The sequence below is a fragment of the Plasticicumulans lactativorans genome (assembly GCF_004341245.1).
Lineage (GTDB): Bacteria > Pseudomonadota > Gammaproteobacteria > Competibacterales > Competibacteraceae > Plasticicumulans_A > Plasticicumulans_A lactativorans.
Genome location: NZ_SLWY01000028.1, coordinates 1 through 24,321 on the forward strand (window position 1 = coordinate 1; position 24,321 = coordinate 24,321).

Here is a 24,321-nt window from a genome sequence, read left to right on the forward strand (position 1 = left end):
ACCACCTGTTCCATCTCGAACAAAAACCGCTCCCGGCGTGTCTGGCGTTTCTTGGCTGCGAAACTTGCGCCGGCGAAGGTCAGTTGTTTCATGGGACGGGAGCTCGGGTGACGGTGGGGCTAGTTTACGGCAATGGGTCGGTGGACTGACCGGATTTGATCAGATGTTCCTTAGGCATGATCATGCTCAGATAGATTCATAATAATGAATGAGAGTCTCCCTTATTTTCTTATTTTTATTTCAGCGCTAAAAGCATACCGTCACTCACTTTCGCTAGGCAGCAACACACAGCGATCTCCCTTTGGCGTCAATATGGTCGTCTGACGCTTAGCCCTGGTAACACTGACGCGAAAATTCTGACGTGCTTGGTCGTTTATTTGAGCCCCGGAATTGAAACGCACAATACGATCTGAGTTGTAGGGCGGTTGCCCATTTCGTCGCATCGGCCAGCCCTCGAAGATTATCACTTCGTCGAACTGTTTTCCCTTCGCCTTGTGCATATTCATTACGACTACGCCGGACTCAGGCTTGGCGCTCGTAGAGAAATGCTCTTGGACGAATGCTTGCCGGGTGATCGTCAGTGCATTGCGATAGCCACTGTCTCGCCAGTCCCGAGAAAGCTCTTGGCGAAATTGTGTGCCCCGCTCCAACACGCGAATGTTCTTAACATCTTTCGCGATCTCTTTCAGGCGTGTGCAGACGCCATATTCCAGAACGCGCCGCACGGCTCGCCAATCCCTGTCTGGATCGCCTGTCAACATGAGCGAGCGCACTTGCGCATACACTGCCAGCACGTTGGTAAGGATACTGCTCTTGCGAACAGCCTTACCAGCGGCTTGACTCGCCAACAATTCCTCATACGCCCTTCGAATATTCGCAGCCTCTTTCAGCGCGCGCTGCGTCGGTTCATCGCCACCCTTACCCTGAAAATAATTGCACATCAAGTCAATAAACTGCGCGAAGTGTCGGCGATCCACAGCGGGTTGCATCAGAAGCGCGATGATTTCCGCCGCAAGGATCGCGGCCTCCATCTCAATGGCAGCCGTGTGAGACACCTCGGTCATCCCTGCCGGCGGTTGACGCAAGGCGTCCGACACTAAGCGTGTCATTTTCTTGGTCGGCACAAGAATCGCTAAAGACCAGTTGTCGATGCCTTGCGCAATCAAACGCTGACGAGCGGCATACGTTGTCGTCACCAGTTTAGTCATCGCCGGACTAGAAAACGGATCGAAGACGTCGAGCGCGACACCCTTGTATTCCTGCTGGCGGAATTTCCCAGTGAGTATGTCATTGCCAAAAATAGCGATTTCTGTCCCTGCGCTTCGGTGATTGTCCGTACTGAGATCAACCTCCGTTGGGTTGAACCCCTCCCGGAAATGATCGAGGCGCGCTGGATCGGCTCCTATCCAATCGTAAATACGCTGCTCAGGATCTGCTAAAGCGATCAACCGGCAAAACCTGCCCAGCATCTGGACCACACGCCATTGCGCTTTGTTAGTGTCCTGAAACTCGTCGAAAATAATGACTGGGTACATGGCCGCAACGAGACGGCGAATGCGCTCGCTACTGTGCAAGATGTTCCCTACATACGGTGCGAAGAGATCGAAGCATACCCGCCCCTCATCCGTTGCTAAACGGGAACGCTCCGCGTCTTCGGCAGTCTTCTTGATTGCCCTTTTCTCGTCCGAGAGATTCCTGGCCGGAAAACTCGACCTTATCTCAGAAAGGGCGATGGCCTCGTTGGGTGGCGTGAGAACTGCCAATCGCCGGGGCAGGCCGATTAGATAGCCATGAGTCTTAAGAAGCCGCCAGAAGAATGAATGATAAGTATCGACGTCGATAAGACGTTTTGTAGACGGGGCAATATTCCGTTCATATTCGATGGCCTCTACCACGCGGGAAACCGTCGCGCGAGCAAAACTTAGAAACAGGATTTTCTGACCGGGACGAATATTCCTCTCGGCGATCTGTGCCGCCTTGAGAATGGAGATGGTCGTCTTGCCCGAACCGGGCCCGCCCGAGACAAGGAGGTGCCCATCGGCATTCATGATATCCAGTTGGCCCTTAGTTAGTTCCATCGTCGCTAGACTCCGAATCAACCCCACTCTCGGCGGACGTAGCGATTTCGTTATCAGGCACGGGGGTGGGCAGGCAGGCCTCTTTCAATTTGAGCGCTGCGCCCCGAAGCCATTCGGGCACCTCCGCTTCGCTGCATTGAGCAAGAAAGTCGGCAACGCCCCAGTTGCCCTTCGACCAAGCGAAATACTCTTTCAGCGCGACTCGTGCCTGCGCCTCTGGGTGTGGGTACCTCTGAGCCAAGTGCTGCGGCCAATCCAACTGCCTTGCAAATCGTATTAGGGCCTCTTCGGTTGTGCCTTTCAGGACCAAGGCTTCAAAACCATTTTCATCATGCATTAGAAGCAACTCAATCTGCGACTCAATCAATGCTTTGTTTTTTTCTTCTTGATTGTCGCAAATCGCGAACGTGCGTTTCCCCAATACCTTGTAGAGTTGCGCCATACCAGGGATGTTTGTCTCGCCATCCGCATCAACGGTACAGATACCTAAAACCTCGAGAGAAAAATAGGTTCCAGGATTGAGTTCTGCGAGGCGGCGGCATACAACCGGAAAAGCCGAATACTCGGTAGGCCCTTCAGCGATAAGAATACGGCGAGCAAGCAAACCCTCGCAAAAACGGGTGCGGAACTCCTGTCTATAGCGCTTCGGCTTCACATTGTCGGGTAGCGCGATATTGCACTGCATTAGAGAACCCGTTGCGTCACGCGCTAGCACGACTGTCTCCTCTGCCGTGAATTCTTCTAATACATAGGGCGAATGAGATGTAAAAAGCGCTTGGGATGCCAACTTGCGCACTTCATGAACGATGCGCTTCTGCGCGTACGGAGGTATCGCAGTCTCCGGTTCCTCCATGGCGAAAATCACGTTTTGTTTGCTTTCAGCGATTTGGGACAGCATCGCTAGGACAAGCATGTTGATAGTGCCCGTGCCTTGACGATAGAACGGCGCCGCATGATCTCCATCGCCTGTAGCGATGAATGCTGTAATGACTTTCCGCAAATGCTCACGGGTGAGATTGGACACTTTGAGGTGAGGTTCAATGCCCCACTCTTTGGGAACATACTTCTTGAGCGCAGCATTAATGCTTTCCAACACGGGAGAAATTCCCAATGCAGGATCATTTGCGACCGAAACATCGGAAAGGGTGCCGAGGGTATTCTCCCACATCCGCGGCCTGACTTCCTTCAAGCGCAGAATGATATCAAGCAAACTGCCTCGATCCAGGCTCAAGGCTCGTGAGGCGGTACGAAGAGAGCGGAGATAAAGGAAACCACATAACTGCTTGTGTTTTCTGGAAAACGGTTCGGGCTTATCATTCTCGGTAAGGCTGCGGGTGAAATAAGTGCCTCCCTCGAAATCGTCATCTTCCTCGTCGTACCAACCGTGGAACGTGACACGGAGTGCCTCGGTAATCGGTGCAGCATCAACGCCAGCAGGATTCGGCTCATCGTAAAACTTGTCCGTTACTGAGTTCCAGAATTCGATGTAGTCACCGAATGCTCCCTTCTGCTCCTCAGTGAGGTCTGCAATAGTCGCTTCTATCGTAATCTTGGGCATCTTGGCCCCTGCGACTTCTTCATCAGCAAGGAACTCAGCATCATTTCCTGCCGCCGCCTCGGCAACAACATTAGTCTGAGGCACAACGGGTCTGATAGTGTAGACGCCTCTGAAAAAATCGTGCTCATCGATGGCGGGCTGGCGATTAAGACGATCAGGCCCAAGAACTAAGTCTAGGGCTTCCAGTATAGTTGTCTTGCCGGTGTTGTTGTCACCGATAAGAACGCCATGCTTTGGGAATAATAGCACTGCCTGTCTTATGCCCCTGAAATTCTCTATTCCTATGCGGACTACACGCACAATTTACCACTCCTTGCACTTATAGGTCTCGACAGATTTACTTCATTAGCTACCGATGCCAGCCTACCAGTCGGGCCTACTTGTGATCGCAGACGATATTGGTGATCGAGTCATCCCGAATAAATTGTACCGCCTTGTCATCATAATGTGTAGCGTCATCGCGTCAGTGCCCAACTGAGGCCAATAGCTGGCGCGGAACTACAGGACGCCACTTTGTAAATGGCTGTCGATAAGACGTTGTAGCGTTCCGCAACCTAGCTAACCGACGTAGACGAATTAGAGATATTGATCAATTGATCTACCTGACCTGTCGTGTGTTCAACTAGACTTGCCACACTTTTCACATTCGGACAGTAGCTTGAGTCTTAAACACTCCGCTGAAATCAGTCGCGACAACCGGATCTGCAGAGTTGCCCACCGGCGGCGTGGCGTCCACCACGCGCACGCCGATAATAGCCAGCCCGTATTCAGTGCGCTTCGGCGCTGCAGGCTAGCTTGAGAGACGGTGAACGCAGCGAATCCAACTCCGTCTGAACCCGGCCGATCGCACGCCAACTCCGCCACTCCCACCAGCGCCGTCACACGGCGACGCCACACATGGCGGTGAGCGGCAGGCGGGCGGTGCCGCAACTCCTGACCGAGGTCCCCCTCACTCCTCGCGCGTCAGTGCCCCCAGCCATTCGTCCAGGTGGTCTTCGAGCCGCCAGTGGGCATGCACCCAGGCGCGCAGGTCGGCGCCGGCGCGGGCGCTGGCGGCGGGGTCGGCGAGGTGTTCGCGCAGGGCCTTGAGCCAGGCGGCGGGGTTGTTGGCGACGCGGGTCACCGGGGCGCCGCGGTAGGGTTCGATGTCGCTCGCGATCACCGGCCAGCCGAGCATGCCGTATTCGAGCAGGCGCAGGTTGCTCTTGGCGGCGTTGAAGCGGTTGTGCTCCAGCGGGGCGACGGCGAGGTCGAGGTCGAGGCGCGCGAGGGCCGCCGGGTAGGCGTCGAAGGGCACGCCGGGGTGGATCTCCTTGGCGTGCGGGGCGAGCGCGTCGATGCACATGCCGAAGAACACCCAGTCGACCTCGTGCGCGGTGGCGCGCACCACGTCGACCAGCAGCGCGAGGTCGCCCTGGTGCTGTGCCGCGCCGGCCCAGCCGACGCGCGGGCGGCGACGCGGGCGCTCGCTCGCCGGCGGCGGCAGCCCGCGCCAGCGCGCGGCCTCGATGTAGTTGGGCACCACGCGGATGTCGCCGGCGAGGTCGGCGCAGGCCGCGGCCATCGCCGGCGTGGCGACCACCAAGCGGTCGCACAGGCGCAGCACCTGGCGCAGGCGCTTGCGGGTGTCGGCGGCGAACTCGCCCTTCAGCGCGCTGCGCTTCGGCAGCTCGAACACCAGGTCGTCCTGGCCGAACACCACGAATGCGTCGAGGCCGACCTCGCGGTAGACCTCGAGCGCGTGCAGGTGCTGCTCGGTGAAGGCGTTCTGCAGCAGCAGCGTGTGCGGCGCGCGGCGCGCGAGCTCGGCGGGCTCGGGCAGCCACGGCGCGGCGCGGTCGTGGTCGGGCAGCAGCGCGTGCTGCGCGCGCCCGGCGGCGGCGAGCGCGCGCAGCGGGCCGCGCACGCGGTACTGGCCGGTGCCGCCGGCGTTGCACGGCGCGGCGATCACCCTGAGTGCGGTGGGCAGGTCGGGGTTCCACGGCGCGTCGAGCTGCTCGTCGAGCGCCCAGTCGCGGCGCGAGAGGCTCAGGTTGCGGTTGTACGCCGGGTCGCGCGCGAGCTGCGGCAGCCACTGCCGCACCAGCTCGATGTTGGAGCGGCGGTTGCGCGCGAGCCTGGCCGGGTCGGTCTCGTGGCGCAGGCTGCTGGAGCCGTGGTGCAGCACCGTCGCGAACGGCGTCCACACCACGCGCAGGCCGAGCGCGCCGACCTTCAGGCACAGGTCGACGTCGTTGAACAGCACCGCGAAGCGGGTCTCGTCGAGCCCGCCGACGGCGGCGTAGACCTCGCGGCGCAGCAGCAGGCAGGCGGCGGTGACGGCGCTGAAGTCCTGCACCCGCTGCGCGCGGCCGAGGTGGCCGGGGGCGTCGAGCGCCAGCGCGATGCCGACGTGGTCGGCGGTGCCGGACAGCCCGAGCACGACGCCGGCGTGCTGCACGCGCCCGTCGGGGAACACCAGCCGGCAGCCGACCGCGCCGACGCCGGGGCGCAGGCCCTGCGCGAGCATCCGCTCCAGCCACTGCGGCTGCACGATCACGGTGTCGTTGTTGAGCAGCAGCAGGAACTCGCCGCGCGCCTCGGCGGCGGCGACGTTGTTGAGCACCGAGAAGTTGTACGGCACCGGCTGGTCGAGCACGCGCACGCGGCGGTCGCGCTCGCCGATCGCGGCGAGCCAGGCGCGGGTGGCGGGCTCGCGGCTGCCGTTGTCGACGATCAGCACCTCGAAGTGCCGGTAGGCGGTGCGTTCGAGCAGGCTGTCGATGCACGGCGCGAGCAGGTCGAGGCGGTCCCTGGTCGGCACGATCACGCTGACCAGCGGCTGCGCCGGCAGCGGGTGGTCGATGAAGAAGGTGCCGGGCAGCAGGCCGGGCAGCACCGCGGCGGGCTCGCCGACCGCCTCCAGGTGGGTGCGCAGCAGGTCGGCGCCGAGGGTCTCGACCGCGGCGGTGTCGTCCGGCGCGCCTTCCGGGTGGTGCCAGAGCAGCTCGTCGACGTGGCCGAGGGCGGCGCTGCCGAAGTGCTCGCAGCACACCAGCGCGGCGGCGTAGTTGAGCAGCAGCGGCGGCACCGGCAGGCCGCCGACGCCGGGCCAGAGTGCGTGGTGGATCGCGCAGGCGTGGCCGGTGTAGGGGCCCGAGTAGAGCAGGTCGAGGTTGGCGTCGGGCTTGAAGAGCGGCGTGTGGCAGCGCCCGGCGGCGTCGACGCGGTCCTCGTCGAAGGTGACGCAGCGCCATTCGGGGTGGCGTTCGGCGCAGGCGGCGAGCACGTCGGCGAAGTCGGGCTCGAAGCGCGTGCCGGGCCGCGCCACCACGCGCCAGTCGGCCGCGGCCTGCGCCGCCGCGGCGGCGAGCGCGGTGGCTTCATCGCCGTCGTGGTGGTGCCAGGCGAGCACGTCGAGCTCCTCGAACAGCGGGTCCGGGCAGGCGGTGGCGGCGACCACGTCGAGGCGCCAGCGCCCCGGCGTCTGCGCGGCGAGGGCGTCGACGGTGTCGGCGAGGCGCGCCTCGTCGCCCGGCGCGAACGGCAGCAGCACCTGCACGCAGGGCTGCGCGCCGACCGGCGCGGCGGCGACGAGGCGCGCGCGCGCGGCGGCGTCGCGGCGGTGACGCGCGCGCCACGCGGCGTAGTCGGCTTCCGGCGTCGCGGTGCCCGCCCCCTGCGCGGCCGCAGCACGGCGCGCCGCGCCGAGCGCGAGCAGCGCGTCGAGCAGCGCGCCGAGGCGCGCATCGACCGCCTCCAGCCCCCAGGCCGCGGTGGCGGCATCGAGCCCGGCGGCCGAGGCCGCGCCCCAGTCGGCGGGCGATTCGTGCAGGCGCACCACGGCCTCGGCGAAGGCCGCGGGGTCGTCGGCGACGTCCACGCCGGCGATGTCCTCCATGCCCTCGGCGGCGAGCGTGGTCGCCACCACCGGCACGCCGTAGCCGAGGCTGGTGGCGATCTTGCCCTTCAGCCCGGCGCCGAAGCGCAGCGGCGCGAGCGACACCCGCCGGCGCGCGAACACCGGTGCGAGGTCCTCGACCCAGCCCGTCAGGCGCACGCCCTCCCCCGCCAGCGCCGCGAGTTCGGCCGGCATCTGGCTGCCGACGATCTCCAGTTCGGCATCGGGCAGGCGCGCGCGCACCCGCGGCCAGAGCTCGGTGCACAGCCAGCGCACCGCGTCGAGGTTCGGCGGATGGCGGAAGCCGCCGACGAACACCGCGCCGCGCCGCGCCGAGTAGCCGCCGCTGCGCCCGGGGATGTCGCGGATCAGCGGCAGCACCGCGATCCGCGCCGCCGGCACGCGCGCGGCGAGCAGCGCCGCCTCGGCCGGGCTGATCACCACGGTCAGGTCGGCGCGGCGCACGCAGTCGAGTTCGGCGGCTTCGAGCCCGGCGGCGTGGGCGATCGCCGCGGCGTTGCCGATCAGCTCGGCATGGCGGCGCTCGCGCAGGAAGTGCAGGTCGACGGTGTTGAACACCACCGGCGTGTGCGGCAGCAGCCGCTGCACGGTGGTGAGCGCGCGCGCCGCCACCGGCAGCCGCGACACGATCGCCAGGTCGAGCTCGCCGGCGCGCTGCGCGAGCAGGGTTTCGAGGAAGCGCTGCGCGGTCTCGGCCGGCGCCGGCTCGGCGCCCGCCAGGTACAGGCACTCGATGCCCTGCGCCTGCAGCGCGTGGGTGTAGCGGCCGAGGTGCACGAGGTCGAGCGGCACGAAGGTGACGCGCCAGCCGCGCGCGTCGAACAGGCGCATCAGGTTGACCATGTCGACCGAGCCCGAATCCTGGTCCGGGGTCGGCGTGGTGGCGTCGACGATCAGCACGCGGCGCTGCGGGCGGCGGTCGGCGGCGTGGCGCGGCTCCACGCCGGGGCGGCCGTGCGCCGGCAGCAGCGCGGCCCACTTCTGCAGGAAGGTCGCGCGGTTGGCGACCTGGTGCGCCTTGACCCCGCGGTTCACGTCGGTGCCGGCGGTGGCGCCCTCGAAGTGCACGACCTCGGCGCGCGGCTGGTAGAGCACGCGGCGGCCGCGCGCGCGCAGCGCGAAGGCGAGGTCGGTGTCCTCGTAGTAGGCCGGCGCGTAGCGCGCGTCGAAGCCGCCGAGCTCGGCGAACAGCGCGCGCGGCACCAGGATCGCCGCGCCCGAGCAGTAGTCGACGTCGCGCAGGAAGTTGAACGCCGGCGCGTTCGGGTCCTGGCCGCGGCCGTAGTTGAGGCCCGAGGCGTCGTCCCAGATCACCCCGCCGGCCTCCTGCAGGCGCCCGTCGGGGTAGATCAGCTTGGCGCCGACCAGGCCGGCGTCGGGGACCTGCGCGAAGGTGTCGACCAGCGCGTCGAGCCAGCCGGGGCGCACCTCGGTGTCGTTGTTGAGGAAGCACAGGTAGTCGCCGCGCGCGCGCGCCGCACCGGCGTTGCAGGCGCCGACGAAGCCGAGGTTGCGCGGGTTGCGCAGGTAGACGAGGTCGGTCCGCGGCGCGAGCGTCGCCGGCGTGGCGTCGGTCGAGCCGTCGTCGACGACGATGATCTCGACCGGGTCGCGCGGCGGGTGGCGGGCGATCGCCGCCAGGCAGCGCAGCGTGAAGTCGAGCTGGTCGTAGACCGGGATGATCACCGACACCCGCGGCGCGACGGCCGGGGCCGGCGCCGCGGCGGGCGGCGGTGCCGGGCGCGGCGCGGCGGGTGCGGGCCGCGGCGGCGCGACCTCCGCCGCCGGCCGGTCGGCGCCGAGCGCCTCGCGCGTCGCCTCCAGGTAGGCGTGGCCATCGCGCAGGTCGGGTTCGAGGTGGGTGCCCTCGGCCCACTCGTTCCAGGCGTTGATGAACACCAGGCGCTCGTCGCCGGAAAGCCGCGCGCGGGTGTCGGCGACCGCGAAGCGCAGCCAGTCGCGGTAGCGCTCCGGGGTGTTGCCGACGAACACCAGCGCCTCCTCGCCGCGGCGCGCGGTGTTGTCCCAGCCGGGCATCACCCCGCGCAGCAGGCGGTAGGGCGGGATCGGGCGGCGCTGCGCCTCGGCGACGATCGCCGCGTAGTCGTGCAGCGGCCCGGTGTGCGGGCGCCGCCATGCCAGGGCGCTGCGCGCGCGGTCGAGGCGGGCGTCGAACAACAGCGGCGGGAACTCGCAGCCGGCGTCGAAGCCGAGCGCGGCGGCATCGGCGCGCACGAAGCTCTCGACCCGCACCAGGTACAGCTCGCCGATGCCGTCGGCGCGCGCCGCCTCGCGCCAGCGCGCCAGCGTCGCGACGACGTCGGGCAGCAGGTCGGAGCGGTACACCAGCAGCAGCGGCCGGCCGTCGACGCGGATGTAGCGGCGGTCGGCGAAGTAGCGGTAGAGCTCGCGGATGAAGCGCAGGTCGTTGTCCGGCGAGTAGTGCTGGGCGATCAGCACCGCCTCGCTGCCGCCGTCCCAGCGCCGCGTCCAGTGCTCGTTGGCCCAGCACAGGCAGAACGGGAAGTCCGGCTCGCCGCTCGCCAGCACCGCGTCGAGCGGGGTTTCGAGCAGGCGCCGGCCGTCGAACCAGTAGTGGTAGTAGCAGAAGCCGTGGATGCCGTAGCGGCGCGCGAGCGCGGCCTGCTCGGCGCGCAGCTCCGGCACGCGCAGGTCGTAGAAGCCGAGGTCGGCGGGCAGTTGCGGTTGGTGGTGGCCGTCGAACAGCGGCGCGGCGCGCACCACGTTGCGCCACTCGGTGAAGCCCTTGCCCCACCAGGCGTCGTTCTCCGGGATCGGGTGGAACTGCGGCAGGTAGAAGGCGATCGCGCGCACGTCGGGCGCCGGCTCGGCGCCGGCATCCTCCGCGGCCAGCGCGAGCGGTGCCGGGCGGCGCGCGCGGCCACTGTCGCGGCCGTCGACGTAGGCGTGCGGGGCGTGGTCGAGGCAGGGCCGCGCGCCGCCCGGCGCACGCGCGACGAGCTGCACGTCGTGCGGGCAGCCGGCGAGGAAGGCGGCGAGCCCGCCGTCGGCGCGCGGGCACTCGCCGGCGTCGAGCTGCAGCACCCAGCCCGCCGGCGCGCAGTGCCCGGCGAGGCGCCGGCGCGCGTCGGCCTCGCCGGCGGCGAAGTCGCCTTCGATCACGCGCAGCCGCCCGGGCGGCGCCAGCCCGTCGAGCGCGCGCCACAGCGCCGCGTCGTCGACGCCGTGCGGGCCGCCGCCGCCGTCGGCGCGCGGGCGGTCGAGGCCGAGCACGATCGGCGCGCAGCCGAGTGCCAGGCAGGCGCGCACCGTCGTCGCCACCTCGCGCCAGCGCGCACCGAGCAGGATCACGGCGCCGGGCGCCAGGGGTTCGCTTGGCGTCATCGCATGTCCTCCGTCAGGCGCGGGCGACGAACACGCACTGCGTGTCGCCGAGGTAGCCGCGCTCGGCCGACCAGTAGAAGAGCGCCGCGGCGTCACCGAAGCCGGCGGCGCGCAGCTCGTCGAGCAGTTCCCAGCCGAAGTGGCGGTAGCACAGCACCCCGCGCCCCTGCCCCACCGGGTCGCCGTGGTACTCGGGGGCGTGCAGGTGTTCGATCAGCCCGTCGCCGAGCGCGCGGGCGAGCTCGCGGTGCGCCTGCGCACCGGCGGCGAAGGGCACGCTGAACAGCAGCCAGCCGCCGGGGCGCAGGCAGCGGCGGCACTCGGCGAGCGCGCGGCGGTGGTCGGCGATGTGCTCCAGCACGTCGAAGCTCAGGATCGCGTCGAAGCGCGCGTCGGCGAAGCTCAGCGCCGTCAGGTCCTCGTGGCGCACGCCGTGCACCGAGGCGCCGGGGGCGGCGCCGGCGAGGTACTCGCTGCCGGTGACGTCGGCGTAGCGCGCGCTGAGCCAGCGCCAGGCCGGGGTGACGCGCTCGGTCAGGTAGAGCGCCGGCTGCGCCGGCAGCGGCAGGCCGAGCAGCACGTCGAAGGCCGCGCGCACGCGGTTGGCCAGCCCGCAGCCGGGGCAGACCAGGCTCTCGCGCCAGTTCGGCAGGCCGGCCGCCGGGCGCGCGAAGCTGAAGCGCGCCGGCGCGTCGCAGGCGCCGCACACGCCGGCGAGCACGCCGCCGCCGGCGGCGGCGAGCGCCTGCTCGAAGGCACGGCGCGCGCCCTCCTCGGCGGCCTCCTGCGCCTGCAGCGCGTGGAAGCCGGCGCGGCTCGCGAGCGACGCCGAACGCGCGGCCGGGGTCTCGATGACGGGCGGCGCCGCGACGGGCGGCGTGGCGGGTGCCGCAGCGGGCGGCGGCAGCGTGGCGGGTGCGGCGGGCGCGACCGCGGGCGGCGGCGTGAGCGGTGCGCGGTAGGCCGCATCGCGCGCCGGGAAGGCGTGGCGCAGCTCGTAGTGCGCGACCTCGTGCCAGCTGGCCGGTGCGGCGGGGTCGAGCGGGCGCACGCGCAGGTGGCGCGGGTGCGCGGTGCGATCGAGCTCGAAGCGCTCCCAGGCGAAGCGCATCACGCCGAAGCCCTCGGCGGCGAGCGCGGCGACCTCGGGCTCGTGCTGGCGCTGCGCCGGGTGGCGGCGGAAGCTCGACAGCGGCCCGGCCAGGTACACGCAGGGGCCGCGCAGCAGCAGGTTGAGCCACAGCGCGATGTCGTTGACGGCGCGGATCGGCCTGCCGTCGAAGCTCATCGGGTCGGGCGCGAGGCCGGCGAGGTCGGCCTTGCGGAACATCACCGTGCTCGGCTCGCCGACGAAGTTGCGCCCGCTCGCGAGCAGCAGCGTGCCGAGCGTGAGGCCGTCGCAGAGGCGGTCCTCCGGCACCGGCGGCAGGGTCTCGTCGATGTCGGGCAGCGACCGGCCGTCGGCGTCGATCGGCTGGCGGCGCGAGCTCACCAGCGTCGCCTGCGGGCAGCGGCGCAGCGCCGCGACCATCCGCGCGACGGCGTCGGGCGCGAGCAGGTCGTCGTCGTTGAGCGGCTTGACCAGCACCCCGCGCGCCTCCTCGAAGCAGCGCAGCAGGTTCGGCCGCCCGCCCAGGCGCTCGGGGTTGCGCAGGTGGCGCACGCGCGGGTCGGCGCCGGCGCGCGCCGCGACGAGCGCGCCGATGCGCCCGCTGGCGTCGTCGTCGCAGACCACGATCTCCAGCGCCGGGTGGGTCTGCGCCAGCGCGCTCGCCAGCGCGGCGTCGAAGTAGGCCGGGTTGTAGGCCGGGATGACGATGCTCACCAGCGGCGTCGCCGGCAGCGTGCGCGCTGGCACGTCGAATTCGAGGATCAGCCGCGAGCCCTGGCGGTGCTCCAGCCCGGCGAGGCGCGGGTCCTCGCTCTCCCCGAAGGCGCAGCGGCCGAGGCAGCGCAGCCCCGCCATGCCGGCGAGGCGGCGCAGTTCCTCCTCGTCGTAGAGCCAGCGGTGGCCCCACCAGCGCAGCGCCATGTTGAGGCGCTCGCAGCGGTTGGCCACCCAGTCGTAGCCGAAGCGCTGCCAGTCCGGGTGCACGTGGCGGCTGCGGTAGTCCTCGACCACCGCTTCGAGGTCGGGCGTGGCGATGCGCAGCCGCCCGCCCGGCGCGAGCACGCGGCGGCACTCGATCAGCAGGTGCAGCGCGTCGGCCTGGCTGACGTGCTCGATGAAGTGCTCGCTGTAGATCGCGTCGACCGAGGCGTCGTCCCACGGCAGGCCGTGGGTGACGTCGAGCCGGCGGTCGGCACCGGCCTCGAGGTCGAGGTTGACGAAGCCCGGCAGCAGGCGGCTGCCGCAGCCGATGTTGAGGCGGGTGCTCACGCGCACGACCTCCGGGGCGGACGAGGGATGGACGATGGGCGCGTTCATGAGGGCGTCGGCGCCCGCCCGGCGGCGAGCCGCCGCCAGTCGGCCGCGCTGAAGCGCAGGTAGCCTTCGAGCACACTGCCGCGCAGGTCGTCGGCGACCGCGGCGACGATCGCCGGCGGCAGCCGCCCGCGCCAGCCGTCATCGTCGGCCCGGGCGCGGAACACCGAGTAGGCGTCGGCGTGGTGCTCGCCGCGGCTCGCCTGCAGGAAGCGCGCGGTCTGCGCCTGCGGCGCCAGGCCGAGGAAGGCGAAGAGGCGCTCGGTCTCGCGCGCCGGCGCGGCGCACAGCGCGGCGTACTCGACCAGGCAGACGCGCCCGGGGTGGGCCGCGGCGAGCGCGTGGAACAGCAGCGCCGCCTCCTTCCAGCGGGCGTAGCCGTTGTACTCCTCGGGCCGGCCGGCGTTCTTGCGCGGCGCGTCGCGCCACTCCTCGAGCGGCTGCCAGCCGAGGTCGGCGCGAAACTCGCGCGGCGCGTCGAACCACGACGCGAGTGTGGCCAGCGGGTGGCGCACGATCGCCACCAGGCGGGTGCGCGGCGCGCGCGCGAGCAGGTTGGGCAGGATGTGGTGGTAGCGCACTTCCTTGTAGACCAGGTGGGTGCAGCGGCCCTTGGCGAAGTCCGGCAGGCGCCCGGCGGCGCGCGCCGCGCGCTGGCCGACGAAGTCGTCGTCGAGCGTCGCCAGGCGCTGCCAGAACGCCTCGATGCGCGCGGCGCTCGCCTCGGCGTCGAGGAAGCCCTGCAGCGCGTACGAGAACAGCGGCTGGAAACAATAGCGGGTGTGCGGCGAACTGTTGAGGATCTCGCCGAGCCAGCTCGTGCCCGAGCGCGGCACGCCGTGCACCGCGACCGGCAGCAGCGCCGCGGCGTTCATGCGGCGGCACCGGCCGCCGCCGCGGCCTCGTCGGCGTCGAGCAGGCGGAAGTCGTCGAGCTCGGCGCGCAGCCGCGCCGCGGGTTCGCCGAGCACGCGCTCGAGCATGCTCGCCGCGTCGCCGCGGTAGTGCGGCACGAAGCGCAGGCGCACGCCGGCGGCGGCGAACTCGCGCGGCGCGTAGAGCGCGACGCCACCCGGCAGGTTGACGTACTCGCGCGCGCCGGCCGCGCCGAGCAGCGCGAACAGCCGCGCACGGCCGCAGAGCCCCGCCGGCAGCCCGAAGGCGCTCGACGCGACGATCGGGCAGGCCAGGCCGAGCACGGCGCACACCGCGCGCAGGTTGTCGGCGAGGTAGCCGACCGGCGTGCGCCCCGCCGGCAACAGGTGTGCGCGCCAGGCCGGCTGCCGCGCCAGGCCCTCGGCGAGGCGCGGGAAGCGCCGCCAGTCGGCGACGAAGGCCGCCTCGCGCGCCGGGTCGAAGGCGAGCTCGCGGATGCGCCGCGCCAGCGGCCCGCGCTTGAGCGGCAGCGTCAGCCAGCGCAGGCGGCCGTCGGCGCCGTGCAGGCGGTTGCGGTGCACCCAGCCGCCCCTGGGGAACTGCACGCAGTCGTAGAGCACGAACAGGTCGGCCGCGGCGAACAGCCGGAAGTAGTTGAGGTAGGGGAAGAAGTACGGCTGCATCACGGCGACGCGCACGCCCGCGGCCCCCCTCAGCCGGCGCCCGCCACGCCGAGGTGGCGCGGCCCGGCGGCGCGGCGCGCGCGGTCGGGCACCTCGAAGTAGGTGCGCACGCTGTCGCAGACGTGCTCGATCTCGCCGGCGCCGAGGTCCAGGTACAGCGGCAGGCCGAGGGTGCGCGCGGCGGCGTCGTCGGTGCAGCGCAGCCGCCCGGCCGGGAAGGCCTGGAACGCCGGCTGGCGGTGGCAGCCCTGCATCCACCAGCGCCGTGTCTCGATGCCGCGCGCGCGCAGGAAGCGCGCGAGGCCGTCGGCCTCGGGGCGCAGCAGCGTCACCACCAGCGTCGAGCTGATCCAGTCGTCGCCGTAGCCGGCGGCGAGCCCGAGTTCGCCGTCGAGCCCGGCCAGGCGCTCGCGGTACGCGCCGGCCACCGCCTGCCAGCGCCGGCGCGTGTCCGGCCAGGCGTCGAGCGTGGCCAGACCGATCGCCGCGCCGTACTCGCTCAGCTTGCCGTTGACGCCGACCACCGAGGCCTCGCGCTTGCCGTCGAAGCCGAAGTTCGAGTGCACGCGGCAGCGCTGCACCAGCTCGGCGTCGCGCGCCACCACCGCGCCGCCCTCGCCGATGCCGAAGGCCTTGGTCGCGTGCAGGCTGACCACCGCCGGCAGCGTCGACGGGCGCAGCGAATCGAAGCCGGCGGCGGCGTCGATCACCACCGCGATGCCGGTCTCGCGCGCCAGCGCCTCCCACGGCGCGGCGTCGAGCGGCGCGCCGAACGGCGCCACCACCAGCACCGCGCCGACCGCGGCCTTCATCTGCCGGAGCGTGCGGCGCACCTCCTCCTCGTCGAGCACGCCGGTCTCGGGGTCGATGTCGACGAAGAACGGCTTCATGCCGGCCTGCGTCACCGCCAGCGCCGAGGCCGGGAAGGTCCACGCCGGCATCACGCAGTAGCCGCCGGGCTGCGCGCCCTGCGCGAGCAGCGCCACCAGCAGGCCGAAGGTGCCGTTGGCGACCGTGCACGCGGTGCCGGGGCCGTCGCCGAGCCAGTGCTCACCGAGCGCCTGCTCGAAGCGGCTGCACAGCGGGCCGAAGTTGGTGTACCAGCGGTTGCGGTCGATCTCGGCGAGGTAGGGCAGCACGCGCTCGTGGCCGACCAGCAGGGGCTTCATCACGGGGATCATCGGCAGGGCTCCTCGGGGCCGTTCAGGGCTGGCGCCGCAGCCACAGGCTGCCGCCGCCGAAGGCGCGCCCGCGCGGGTGGGCGAGCGCGCGGCGCACCTGCTCGGGAAAGCGGTGATGGGCGTAGGCGCAGCCGAAGACGATGCGCCAGACGCTGTTGAACATCAGGAAGGCGCGCAGCAGGTACTGCTCGTTCCAGCTGCGGTTCTCGGCCAGCACCCAGTCCTGCGGGTAGTCGGCGGGCAGGAAGACGTCGTGCAGGTGCACGTACACCCCCGGCGCGAGCCGCGGCAGCACCTCGAAGAACAGGAAGTTGACGTCGCTGCCGGTCTTGGCGACGTGCGAGGAGTCGATGAACAGCACGTCGCCGGCGGCCAGGCGCTCGAACTCTGCGAGCGGCACCGCCTGCACCGGCGCCTGCAGCAGCCGCGTGATGCCGGGCACGCCGCGGCTCAGGAACGGGCGCGGGTAGGGCTCGATGCAGACCACGTCGATGGTGCCGTCGAACCAGCGGCGGTTGACGTCGGCGACCAGCAGCGACGAGAAGCCCGAGCCGACCTCGATCACCCGCCGCGGCTGCCAGGCGCGCAGCAGCACGAACAGCGCACGGCAGTCGAGCCAGCTGAACTGCGAGTTGCGGGTGAAGAACTGCGCGAGCTCGGGCGTCTCCGGCAGCGTCTCGGGGTAGTCGTAGTCGCCGAGGTAGCGCGGGAAGTGCTCGCCGAGCACGCGCAGGTGCGAGGCGTCGTCGAAGTCGATGCCGAGCACCACCGGGTGGGTCGGCCACAGCTCGGCGCGGCGCGCCTGCAGCGCCGCCGGGTCGACCACCGGCGAATAGAAATGCCCGGGCGGGAACAGCGACTGCACCGGTTTGCCGCTCATCGGCGCCTCCGTGCTCAACGCAGATAGTCGAAGAGGCTGAGCCCCTGGATCTTGGCGAAGCTCTGCTGCGCCGCCTGCAGCGCCAGCAGTTCCTGCTGCAGCCGCGAGGCGGCGGCAGCGTAGTCGGTGTCCTCGATGCCGCCGCGCACCTCCTGCATGCGCAGCGAGAAGTCGCTGTTCGCCTCCTCCTGCGCATCGAGCGCGTTGAGGCGCGAGCCGACCCGCCCGCGCACCTCCAGCAGGTGGTTGGCGGCCTGCTCGAAGTCGGCGATGCCGTTGCTCAGCGCCTGGTGGAAGGCGGTCACGCTGGTCTCGGAACTGGTCGAGCTCTCCAGCGCGGCGATCACGCGGTCGAAGGTGGTGAACACGTCCTGCGCGGTCGACGGCACCACGTTGAAGCGGTCACCGGCCGCCGGCGTGCCGTTCAGCGGGATCTCGATGCCGGCGAACGCGAGCCCGTCGCCGGGGCTCCACGGCTGCGGCGGGCCCGGCGGGGTGCCGGCGGTCAGGTCCTGCACCGTATAGGTGTTCGCCGAGGTGAACACCACCTGGTAGCGGTGCCCGTCGAAGGCCTCCGGGTCGGCGACCGAGCCCGGCCCGATCACCGCCGAGCCGGTGTTGGTCGCCGCGGCCTCGGTGACGAAGCGGCCGTTGCCGTTGCGGATCGCGAAGAACACCTCGTCGCCCGGGTCGTCCACCGCCACCAGCCGGGTCGGCCCGATCTGCAGGAAGCGCTGGCCGCTGTCGCCCTGGTACACCGCCGCGCTGCCGCTCTGCCCCACCGGCGCGGTCTGCGCCTTGTAGCCGCTGAACAGGAAGTCGCCGGCGCCGTCCTTGGTGTTGGCGAGCTGCACCGCCTGGTTGCGGATCTGGCGCAGCTCCTGCGCCACCGCGCGGCGGTCGGCGTTGGTGAGCGGCGCGTTGTTGCCCTGCAGCGCGAGCTCCTGCGCGCGCTTGAGCAGGTTGCCGAACGCGTCGAGGGTCGAGTCCTCGATCGCCAGGCGCCCGCGCGCGAGGTTGACGTTCTCCTGGAACTGCGCGGTGGCGGCGATCTGGTGCTGCAGCTCGACCAGCCGCGCGCTGCCGGAGGGGTCGTCGGAGGGGTCGAGGATGCGCTTGCCGCCGCCGATCTGCGCCTGCGTGTTCGCCACCGCCACCTGCGCGTCGCGGATGTACTGCACGCCGCGCTCGTGCACCTGGTTGGTCGACAGCCGGATCATGGCCTACCCCTAGCGTTGCACGACGCCGAGCAGCGTCTGGAACAGGTTGTCGGCGACGCGGATCAACTGCGCCGACGCCGAGTACGACTGCTGGAACTTCTGCAGGTCGGCCGCCTCCTCGTCGAGGTTGACGCCCGAGGCGGCGTCGCGCGCCTGGCGCGCCTGGTCGAGCAGCGCGGTCTGCGTGTCGAGCGCGTTGGCGACGCGGTTGCTGCGCGAACCGACGCCGCCGAGGATGTCGCCGTACAGGCTCTTGTAGTCGTAGGTGCCGTCGAGCAGCAGGCGCTGGGTGGCGAGCCCGGCGAGCAGCAGGCCGTTGCGGTTGTCGCCGATGCCGCCCTGGTTGTTCTCGACGCGGAACACGTCGCCGGCCGCCGGCTCGCCGCTCAGCGCGACCTGCCAGCCGTTCAGCGCGAGCGTCGCGCCGCTGAGCGGGTCGTAGGCGTTGCCGCTCGACAGCGTCACCTCGCTCGCGCCGCTGACGTCGACCACGTCGTAGCTCGTCGCGCTGGTGAAGCGGACCTCGATGCGGTCGAGCAGGTGCGGGTCGGCCGCGTCGAGCACCGTACCGGAGCTGATCGTGCCGCTGCCGGCGTTGCCGACGATCGCCGAGGCGCGGATCGGCGTCGCCAGCGCGATGTCCACCGGGCGGGTGATGGCGACGTCGAAGGTGCGCGCCGCCTCGCGCGTCGGCTGCAGCAGGAAGCGGTCGCCGTTCGCCGGCGCGGTGCCGGCGATGTCGACGTGCACGCCGTCGAAGTCGAGCGTGCCCGTCCCCACGCTGATCTCGCCGGGGCCGAGGATGTGGTTGTCGCTGAGGCGGCGCACCTGCCAGGCGCCGCCGACCGAGGTGATCTCGTAGTCGGAGCGCGCGAGCGCGGTGGCGTCGGTCACCGTCGCGGAAAGCGAGGCGCCGCCGCTGTTGTTGTCGTTGCGCAGCACGCGCGCGTCGCCGGCCTTGAAGAAGTCCTGCCCCAGGCGGTTCTCGAGGTCCATGCCTTCGCGGTGCTGGGCGTTGAAGGTGTCGGAGATGCCGCGCGCGAGCAGGCCGAGGTCGCTCTGCAGCCCGTTCAGCGTCTCGTTGCGGAACGCCAGCAGCCCGCCGAGCTTGCCGCCCTGCAGCAGGCTGGAGAGGTCGGTGCCCTGCGCCTGCCCGGCGAAGCGGATCTCCAGGTCCTCGGTGGCGTAGGACGAGCGCGCCGTCTCCAGCTTGTAGGCGTTGAAGCCGATGGCCACCGGCTGGCCGCTGCCGACGAACACGTTGACGGTGCCGTCGGCCTGTTCCACCGCCTGCACGTTGACGCGCTCGGCGAGCTGCGCCAGCAGGTCGTCGCGCTTGTCGAGCAGGTCGTTGGGCACGCCGGCACCGCCGCCCGAGACCACCACGATGTCGCGGTTGACCTTGCCGATCGCCTCGGCGATGCCGTTGATCTCGGTGATGGTGTCCTTGAGGCTGGTGTTGACGTTGTCGCGCAGCGCCGCGAACTGCCCGTCGAGGTCGCGCACGCGGCTGGCGAGCGCCTGCGCCTGCGACAGCATCACCTGGCGCAGCGGCGTCGAGGTCGGCGACTCGGTCGCCGCCTGGGTGGCATCGAAGAAGGCCTGCAGCATCGGCGCGAAGCCGGCGCTGGAGTCGGCGAGCAGGCCGTTGACCTGGTGGTAGAGGCCGTCCTGCACGTCGAGCTGGCTCAGCGTGGAGCTGTGCACGCGCACCTGCTGGGTCAGGAAGTTGTCGTAGACGCGCTTGACCGACTGCACGTCGACGCCGGTGCCGAGGAAGGTGCCCTTGCCGGAGAACTCCGGGCGCGCCGCCACCTGCTCGATGCGCTGGCGGCTGTAGTTGGGCGTGTTGACGTTGGCGATGTTGTGGCCGGCGGTCGACAGGCCCTGCTGCGCGGTGCGCAGGCCGGAGATCGCCGTTCGCAGGATGTCGACCATGAGCGTGCTCCGCGGTGCGCGTCAGCCGGCCGGCGGCGCGGTGCCGGGCGCGGGTGCGGCGGCCCGCGCCGGTACGCCCGCGCCGAGGGCGTCGAGGAAGTCACCGAGCGGCCCGCCGTCGAGGATGCGCTCGATCTTGCCGGCGTAGCCGGGGTCGGTGGCGTAGCCGGCGCGGTGCAGCTCGCGCAGGTAGGCGCGGCTGTCGGCGGCGTTGTCGAGCGCGCGGGCGTAGCGCGGGTTGTCGCGCACGAAGCGCGCGTAGTCGCGGAAGCTCTCGCCGTACGAGGCGTAGGCGCGGAAGCCGTCGTCGCGGCGCACCGGCACGCCGTTCTCGTACTCCAGCGTGTTCGCCACCACCTTCGGCCCGCTCCAGCCGCGGTCGGCCTTGATGCCGAACAGGTTGTGGCTGCTGCGCCCGTCGGGGTGGCGCGGCACCGCGCGCCCCCAGCCGCTTTCGAGCGCCGCCTGCGCCACCAGCACCTCGGGGCGCACGCCGAGCTCGCGCGCCGCGGCCTGCGCGTGCGGCCACACGCCGCGCACGAAGGCCTCGGGGCTGTCGGCCTTGAACGGCACCGCGCTCGTCGCGCCGGCCTCGGTGAGCCCGCCGCGGGCGCGGATGCGCTCGACCTGGCGCAGCACCGCGAGGTCCGGCGCCGGCACGCCGCGGCCGTTCGGCGCCGCCTGCGTGGCGTCGCGGCCGAGCAACTGGCGCGTCAGCAGGTCGGCGATGCCGATGCCGCGCTTCGACAGGTCGAGCGCGAGCTGCTGGTCGTGGAGGTCGCGCGCCATGCGCGTGGCGTCGCTGTCGGTGAGGCCGTCGCCGGGCGTCGCCGCGCGCATGCTCTTCAGCAGCATCTGCACGAACACCGCCTCGAACTGCCGCGCCACCTTGGCCACCGCCTCGGGCGACTGCGTGCCGGCCTCGCGCTTGAGCGCCGCCAGCCCGTTGAAGTCGGTGTATACCGTCGCCGCATCCATCGCCCGCGCCTCAGCCGCCCGCCGGCGGCTGCACCTGGTCGAAGCGTCGCACCCAGGCACGCACGCCGCTGCGCTTGGTGAGCGCCTTCGCCGCCGCCGCCGCCTCGTTGCTGTCGGCGTAGCTGCCACCGAGCAGCACGTAGCCCCGCCGGCCCGGCTCGCGGCTCTCGACCACCGCCAGCGGCAGCTCCAGGTCGCGCCCGGCGAGCCAGCGGCGCAGCGCATCGAGCGTCGGTTCGGTGCGCAGCAGCAGGGTGCGCTGGCGCGGCGACTGCGCCTTCACCCAGTCGGGCCCGAGCAGGCCAGGGATCGGCGCGGCCGGCTCCGGCGCCGCGGCCGCCGGCGCGACGGGGGCCGGGGTCGCCGCCACCGCTTCCGCAGCCGCCGCCGGCGGCAGCGGCGCATTCACCGGCACGGGCGCGGCCGGCGCGGCGGCCACCGGCGCCAGCGGGGGCGCCACCGTGGGTGCCAGTGGAGGCGTCGGCGCCAGCGGCCCGGCGGCCGCGGGCGCCTCGTCATGCACCGGCGCCGCGTCGGCCAGCGGCGCGGCGTGCGCCGCCGGTGCAGGTTCCGCCGCACCGGCTGCCGGCTTCACCGGCTCCGCCACGGCGTGTGCCGGCGGCGCCGGTTCCGGCGCGACGGGCGCCGCCACCGGCGGCGGAACGGCGGCAGCCGCTGCTGCCACCGGGCCCGGCGCCTCCGCACCCGCCGCAGCCACGGCGGGCATCGCCGGCGCTGCGACGGGCGCCGCGTGCACCGCTGCGACGGGCATCGCCACCCGCGCCGGCGTCGCCGGCGGCTCGTTCGGCGCCCGTTCGACGACGGCCGGTGACGGCGCGACCGGCGCCGCGGCCGGCAGCGTCGCCCGCTCGGGCGCGGCGGCGGGGCGGGTGAAGGCATCGGCGAGGCGCTCCAGCGACACCGAGGCCGTCGGCGCCTCGCGCGCGAGCAGCCACAGCGACGCGGTCTGCACCGCGACGATCGCCGGCAGGCCGAGCAGCAGCGCGCTCAGCGGCGCGCGCAGGGAATTCGGCGGCAGGTACATGGGGCGCCCTCCCTCAGATCACGATCAGTTCGGCGCGCAGCGCGCCGGCGGCTTTCAGCGCCTCGAGAATGGCGACGAGGTCCGACGGCGAGGCGCCGACGCGGTTCACCGCGCGCACGATGTCGTCGAGCTTCACCCCCGGCTGGAACAGGAACATCGGCCGCTTCTCCTCGTTGACGTCGATCTGCTGGCGCGGCACCACCACCGTCGAGCCGCCGGACAGCGGCCCCGGCTGGCTGACGATGGGGTCGGAGCTGATGGTCACGGTCAGGTTGCCGTGCGACACCGCGGCCGGGCTCAGGCGCACGTTCTGCCCCACCACCACGGTGCCGGTGCGCGAGTTCACGACCACCTTGGCCGAGGTCTCGCCGGGGGTGACCTGGACGTTCTCGAGCGCCGCGATGAAGCGCACGCGCTCGCGCGGGTCGCTCGGCCCGTCCACCGCCACGGTGGCGGCGTCGAGCGCGGTCGCGGCCTCGAAGCCGAGCTTGCCGTTGATCGCCCGCGCCAGGCGCTCGGCGGTGGTGAAGTCCGGCGCGCGCAGGTTCAGCGTCAGCGCGCCGTTGCCGGCGGTGAAGGCATCGGGCACCGCGCGCTCGACCGTCGCGCCGTTGGGCACGCGCCCCGCGCTCGGCACGTTGACGATGATCTTGGTGCCCTCACCCTCCACGCCCAGCCCGCCGACCACCACGTTGCCCTGCGCCACCGCGTACACCTCGCCGTCGGCGCCCTTCAGCGGCGTCATCAGCAGGCTGCCGCCACGCAGGCTCTTGGCGTTGCCGATCGACGCCACGGTGACGTCGATCGCCATGCCCGGTTTGGCGAACGGCGGCAGGTCGGCGTGCACGCTCACCGCGGCGACGTTCTTCAACTGCAGGTTGATGTTGGCCGGCAGCGTCACGCCGAGCCCGGTCAGCATGTTGCGCAGGCTCTGCACGGTGAACGGCGTCTGGCTGGTCTGGTCGCCGGTGCCCATCAGCCCGACCACCAGCCCGTAGCCGATCAACTGGTTGTGCCGCACGCCGCCGAGCGTCGCCAAGTCCTTGACGCGATCGGCCTGCGCGACCGGCGCCAGCGCGAGCCACACGGCCAGCACGGCGCTACCAAGGCGGGCGAAGTGACGGTTCATCGACGCGATCCTGCCGCTGCGAACGTGATGCCGGCTCCGCAGCAGATTCCGCGCCAGTCACGCAAAGTGTTGTCGGAGCTTAGTTTTCGGGTGGGGGTGTCGGAAACTTGGCGGTGGGGGGATGTCGGCGAGCGCGCCATCGCTACCCCCTGCCCTCACGGCATCCGGCAACGGAGCCCGCCCAAGCTCAGCCTGGCGCAGACCGACACCCAAGTGCAACGGGCCACCGAGCAGGCGCGCTACCTGCGCGAACTCGACCAGGCGCTGCATGAGCGCCATCGCGAGGCGCCGCCCGTCAACCCGCAGACCCTGGCCCGCGCCCTCAAGGCGCGCGGCCTGCGCGTTCACCGCACGCGCTGGAGTCTGAAAAAAAACGCGACCCCGCCGCTTTCGTCCGCGCCGGCGAGGGCCTCGCCCGCCTCCATCACGCCGCCCGCGCCGGAGCGCTGCGACTGATGTACCTCGACGAGAGCTCTTTTGGCGTCACGCCGCCGGTACGCCGCGCCTGGACTCCGCGCGGCATGACGCACGCGGTGAGCGCCACCCCCCACGGCCGGCGTTTGACCGCGCTCGGCGCGCTCGAACTCGACGGGCCGCTGCACTACGCGCTGATACGGGGCGCAGCCCGCAGCGCCGATCTGATCGGCTTTCTCGATCGTCTCGTGGCCGAACCTTGCACCCGTCTGACCTGCGGGGTGCTCGACAACGCCAGCCTTCACACCCGCTACGCGGTCGCGGCGCGTGCCAGCACGTGGCTGATCAAAGGACTGTGGCTACATGTCCTGCCCGCCTACAGCCCTGAACTCAACCCCATCGAAATCCTCTGGAAGCACGCCAAACCTTTCTGGCGACGCTTCGTTGCGTGGCAGCCGGCCTCGCTACAGGGCGAGGTCGACCGCTTGCTGCAGGGCTATGACTCGAAGTTTCAAATCAGTTTTAAGTGAATACTTAAATGACACTACAAACGAGGAGGTTACTGAGCTCTGCATGGTTAGCTAATACAAGCCAGTCTCTTTGAAGCAACCCAGAATAATCCGCTTCTTGCACCGCAGCCGTGCTACCGC

The 24,321-nt window shown here is 70.6% G+C and carries 15 protein-coding genes; 2 read left to right on the top strand and 13 right to left on the bottom strand.

Going from position 1 to position 24,321, the window contains the following annotated elements:
• Nucleotides 1–260: 260 nt before the first annotated feature.
• From EV699_RS18315 to EV699_RS18390, 13 genes are all read right to left on the bottom strand, one after another.
• Complete coding sequence (locus EV699_RS18315) at nucleotides 261–2,078, bottom strand: UvrD-helicase domain-containing protein (RefSeq protein WP_132545533.1); 1,818 nt, start codon at nucleotides 2,076–2,078, stop codon at nucleotides 261–263.
• Nucleotides 2,065–3,936, bottom strand: a complete 1,872-nt coding sequence (locus tag EV699_RS18320) for an ATP-dependent nuclease (protein WP_132545535.1) — start codon at nucleotides 3,934–3,936, stop codon at nucleotides 2,065–2,067. Before EV699_RS18320 ends, EV699_RS18315 begins: the two co-directional genes overlap by 14 nt.
• Before the next feature lie 649 nt (nucleotides 3,937–4,585).
• Nucleotides 4,586–10,903: a glycoside hydrolase family 99-like domain-containing protein gene (locus EV699_RS18325; protein WP_132545537.1), complete on the bottom strand. Its 6,318-nt coding sequence runs from the start codon at nucleotides 10,901–10,903 to the stop codon at nucleotides 4,586–4,588.
• 13 nt (nucleotides 10,904–10,916) lie between these two features.
• Nucleotides 10,917–13,283 (bottom strand): methyltransferase domain-containing protein, encoded by a 2,367-nt coding sequence (locus EV699_RS20035; protein ID WP_165904205.1) that lies wholly within the window; start codon nucleotides 13,281–13,283, stop codon nucleotides 10,917–10,919.
• A 44-nt stretch (nucleotides 13,284–13,327) separates the two neighbouring features.
• The gene (locus EV699_RS18350; RefSeq protein ID WP_132545539.1) at nucleotides 13,328–14,203 is read right to left on the bottom strand and encodes a sulfotransferase; all 876 of its coding nucleotides are present in this window, start codon (nucleotides 14,201–14,203) and stop codon (nucleotides 13,328–13,330) included.
• Nucleotides 14,200–14,901: a WbqC family protein gene (locus tag EV699_RS18355; protein ID WP_132545541.1), complete on the bottom strand. Its 702-nt coding sequence runs from the start codon at nucleotides 14,899–14,901 to the stop codon at nucleotides 14,200–14,202. The genes EV699_RS18350 and EV699_RS18355 overlap by 4 nt, the downstream gene beginning before the upstream one ends.
• Nucleotides 14,902–14,915: 14 nt before the next feature.
• Nucleotides 14,916–16,067, bottom strand: a complete 1,152-nt coding sequence (locus tag EV699_RS18360; RefSeq protein ID WP_132545543.1) for a DegT/DnrJ/EryC1/StrS family aminotransferase — start codon at nucleotides 16,065–16,067, stop codon at nucleotides 14,916–14,918.
• Nucleotides 16,068–16,089: 22 nt separating this feature from the next.
• Nucleotides 16,090–16,947: a class I SAM-dependent methyltransferase gene (locus EV699_RS18365; RefSeq protein ID WP_132545545.1), complete on the bottom strand. Its 858-nt coding sequence runs from the start codon at nucleotides 16,945–16,947 to the stop codon at nucleotides 16,090–16,092.
• A 14-nt stretch (nucleotides 16,948–16,961) separates the two neighbouring features.
• Nucleotides 16,962–18,167 (bottom strand): flagellar hook-associated protein FlgL, encoded by a 1,206-nt coding sequence (flgL, locus tag EV699_RS18370; protein WP_132545547.1) that lies wholly within the window; start codon nucleotides 18,165–18,167, stop codon nucleotides 16,962–16,964.
• A gap of 9 nt (nucleotides 18,168–18,176) precedes the next feature.
• Nucleotides 18,177–20,105, bottom strand: coding sequence for a flagellar hook-associated protein FlgK (flgK, locus tag EV699_RS18375; protein WP_132545549.1), 1,929 nt, complete (start codon nucleotides 20,103–20,105; stop codon nucleotides 18,177–18,179).
• Between the two features lie 21 nt (nucleotides 20,106–20,126).
• Nucleotides 20,127–21,083 (bottom strand): flagellar assembly peptidoglycan hydrolase FlgJ, encoded by a 957-nt coding sequence (gene flgJ, locus EV699_RS18380; RefSeq protein ID WP_132545551.1) that lies wholly within the window; start codon nucleotides 21,081–21,083, stop codon nucleotides 20,127–20,129.
• A 10-nt stretch (nucleotides 21,084–21,093) separates the two neighbouring features.
• Nucleotides 21,094–22,128, bottom strand: a complete 1,035-nt coding sequence (locus EV699_RS18385) for a hypothetical protein (protein WP_132545553.1) — start codon at nucleotides 22,126–22,128, stop codon at nucleotides 21,094–21,096.
• 13 nt (nucleotides 22,129–22,141) lie between these two features.
• Nucleotides 22,142–23,257 carry a flagellar basal body P-ring protein FlgI gene (locus EV699_RS18390; RefSeq protein WP_132545555.1) on the bottom strand — a complete coding sequence of 372 codons (1,116 nt, stop codon included), beginning with the start codon at nucleotides 23,255–23,257 and terminating at the stop codon, nucleotides 22,142–22,144.
• On the opposite strand from EV699_RS18390, the gene EV699_RS18395 reads away from it, so the two are divergent.
• Together EV699_RS18395 and EV699_RS18400 are read left to right on the top strand one after the other, a co-directional pair.
• A complete protein-coding gene (locus EV699_RS18395; RefSeq protein WP_132545557.1) occupies nucleotides 23,246–23,713 on the top strand; it encodes a hypothetical protein in 468 nt (155 codons plus the stop codon). The two genes, EV699_RS18390 and EV699_RS18395, sit on opposite strands and share 12 nt — an antisense overlap.
• Nucleotides 23,614–24,201, top strand: a complete 588-nt coding sequence (locus EV699_RS18400; RefSeq protein WP_132545559.1) for an IS630 family transposase — start codon at nucleotides 23,614–23,616, stop codon at nucleotides 24,199–24,201. Before EV699_RS18395 ends, EV699_RS18400 begins: the two co-directional genes overlap by 100 nt.
• The last annotated feature ends 120 nt before the right edge of the window (nucleotides 24,202–24,321 follow it).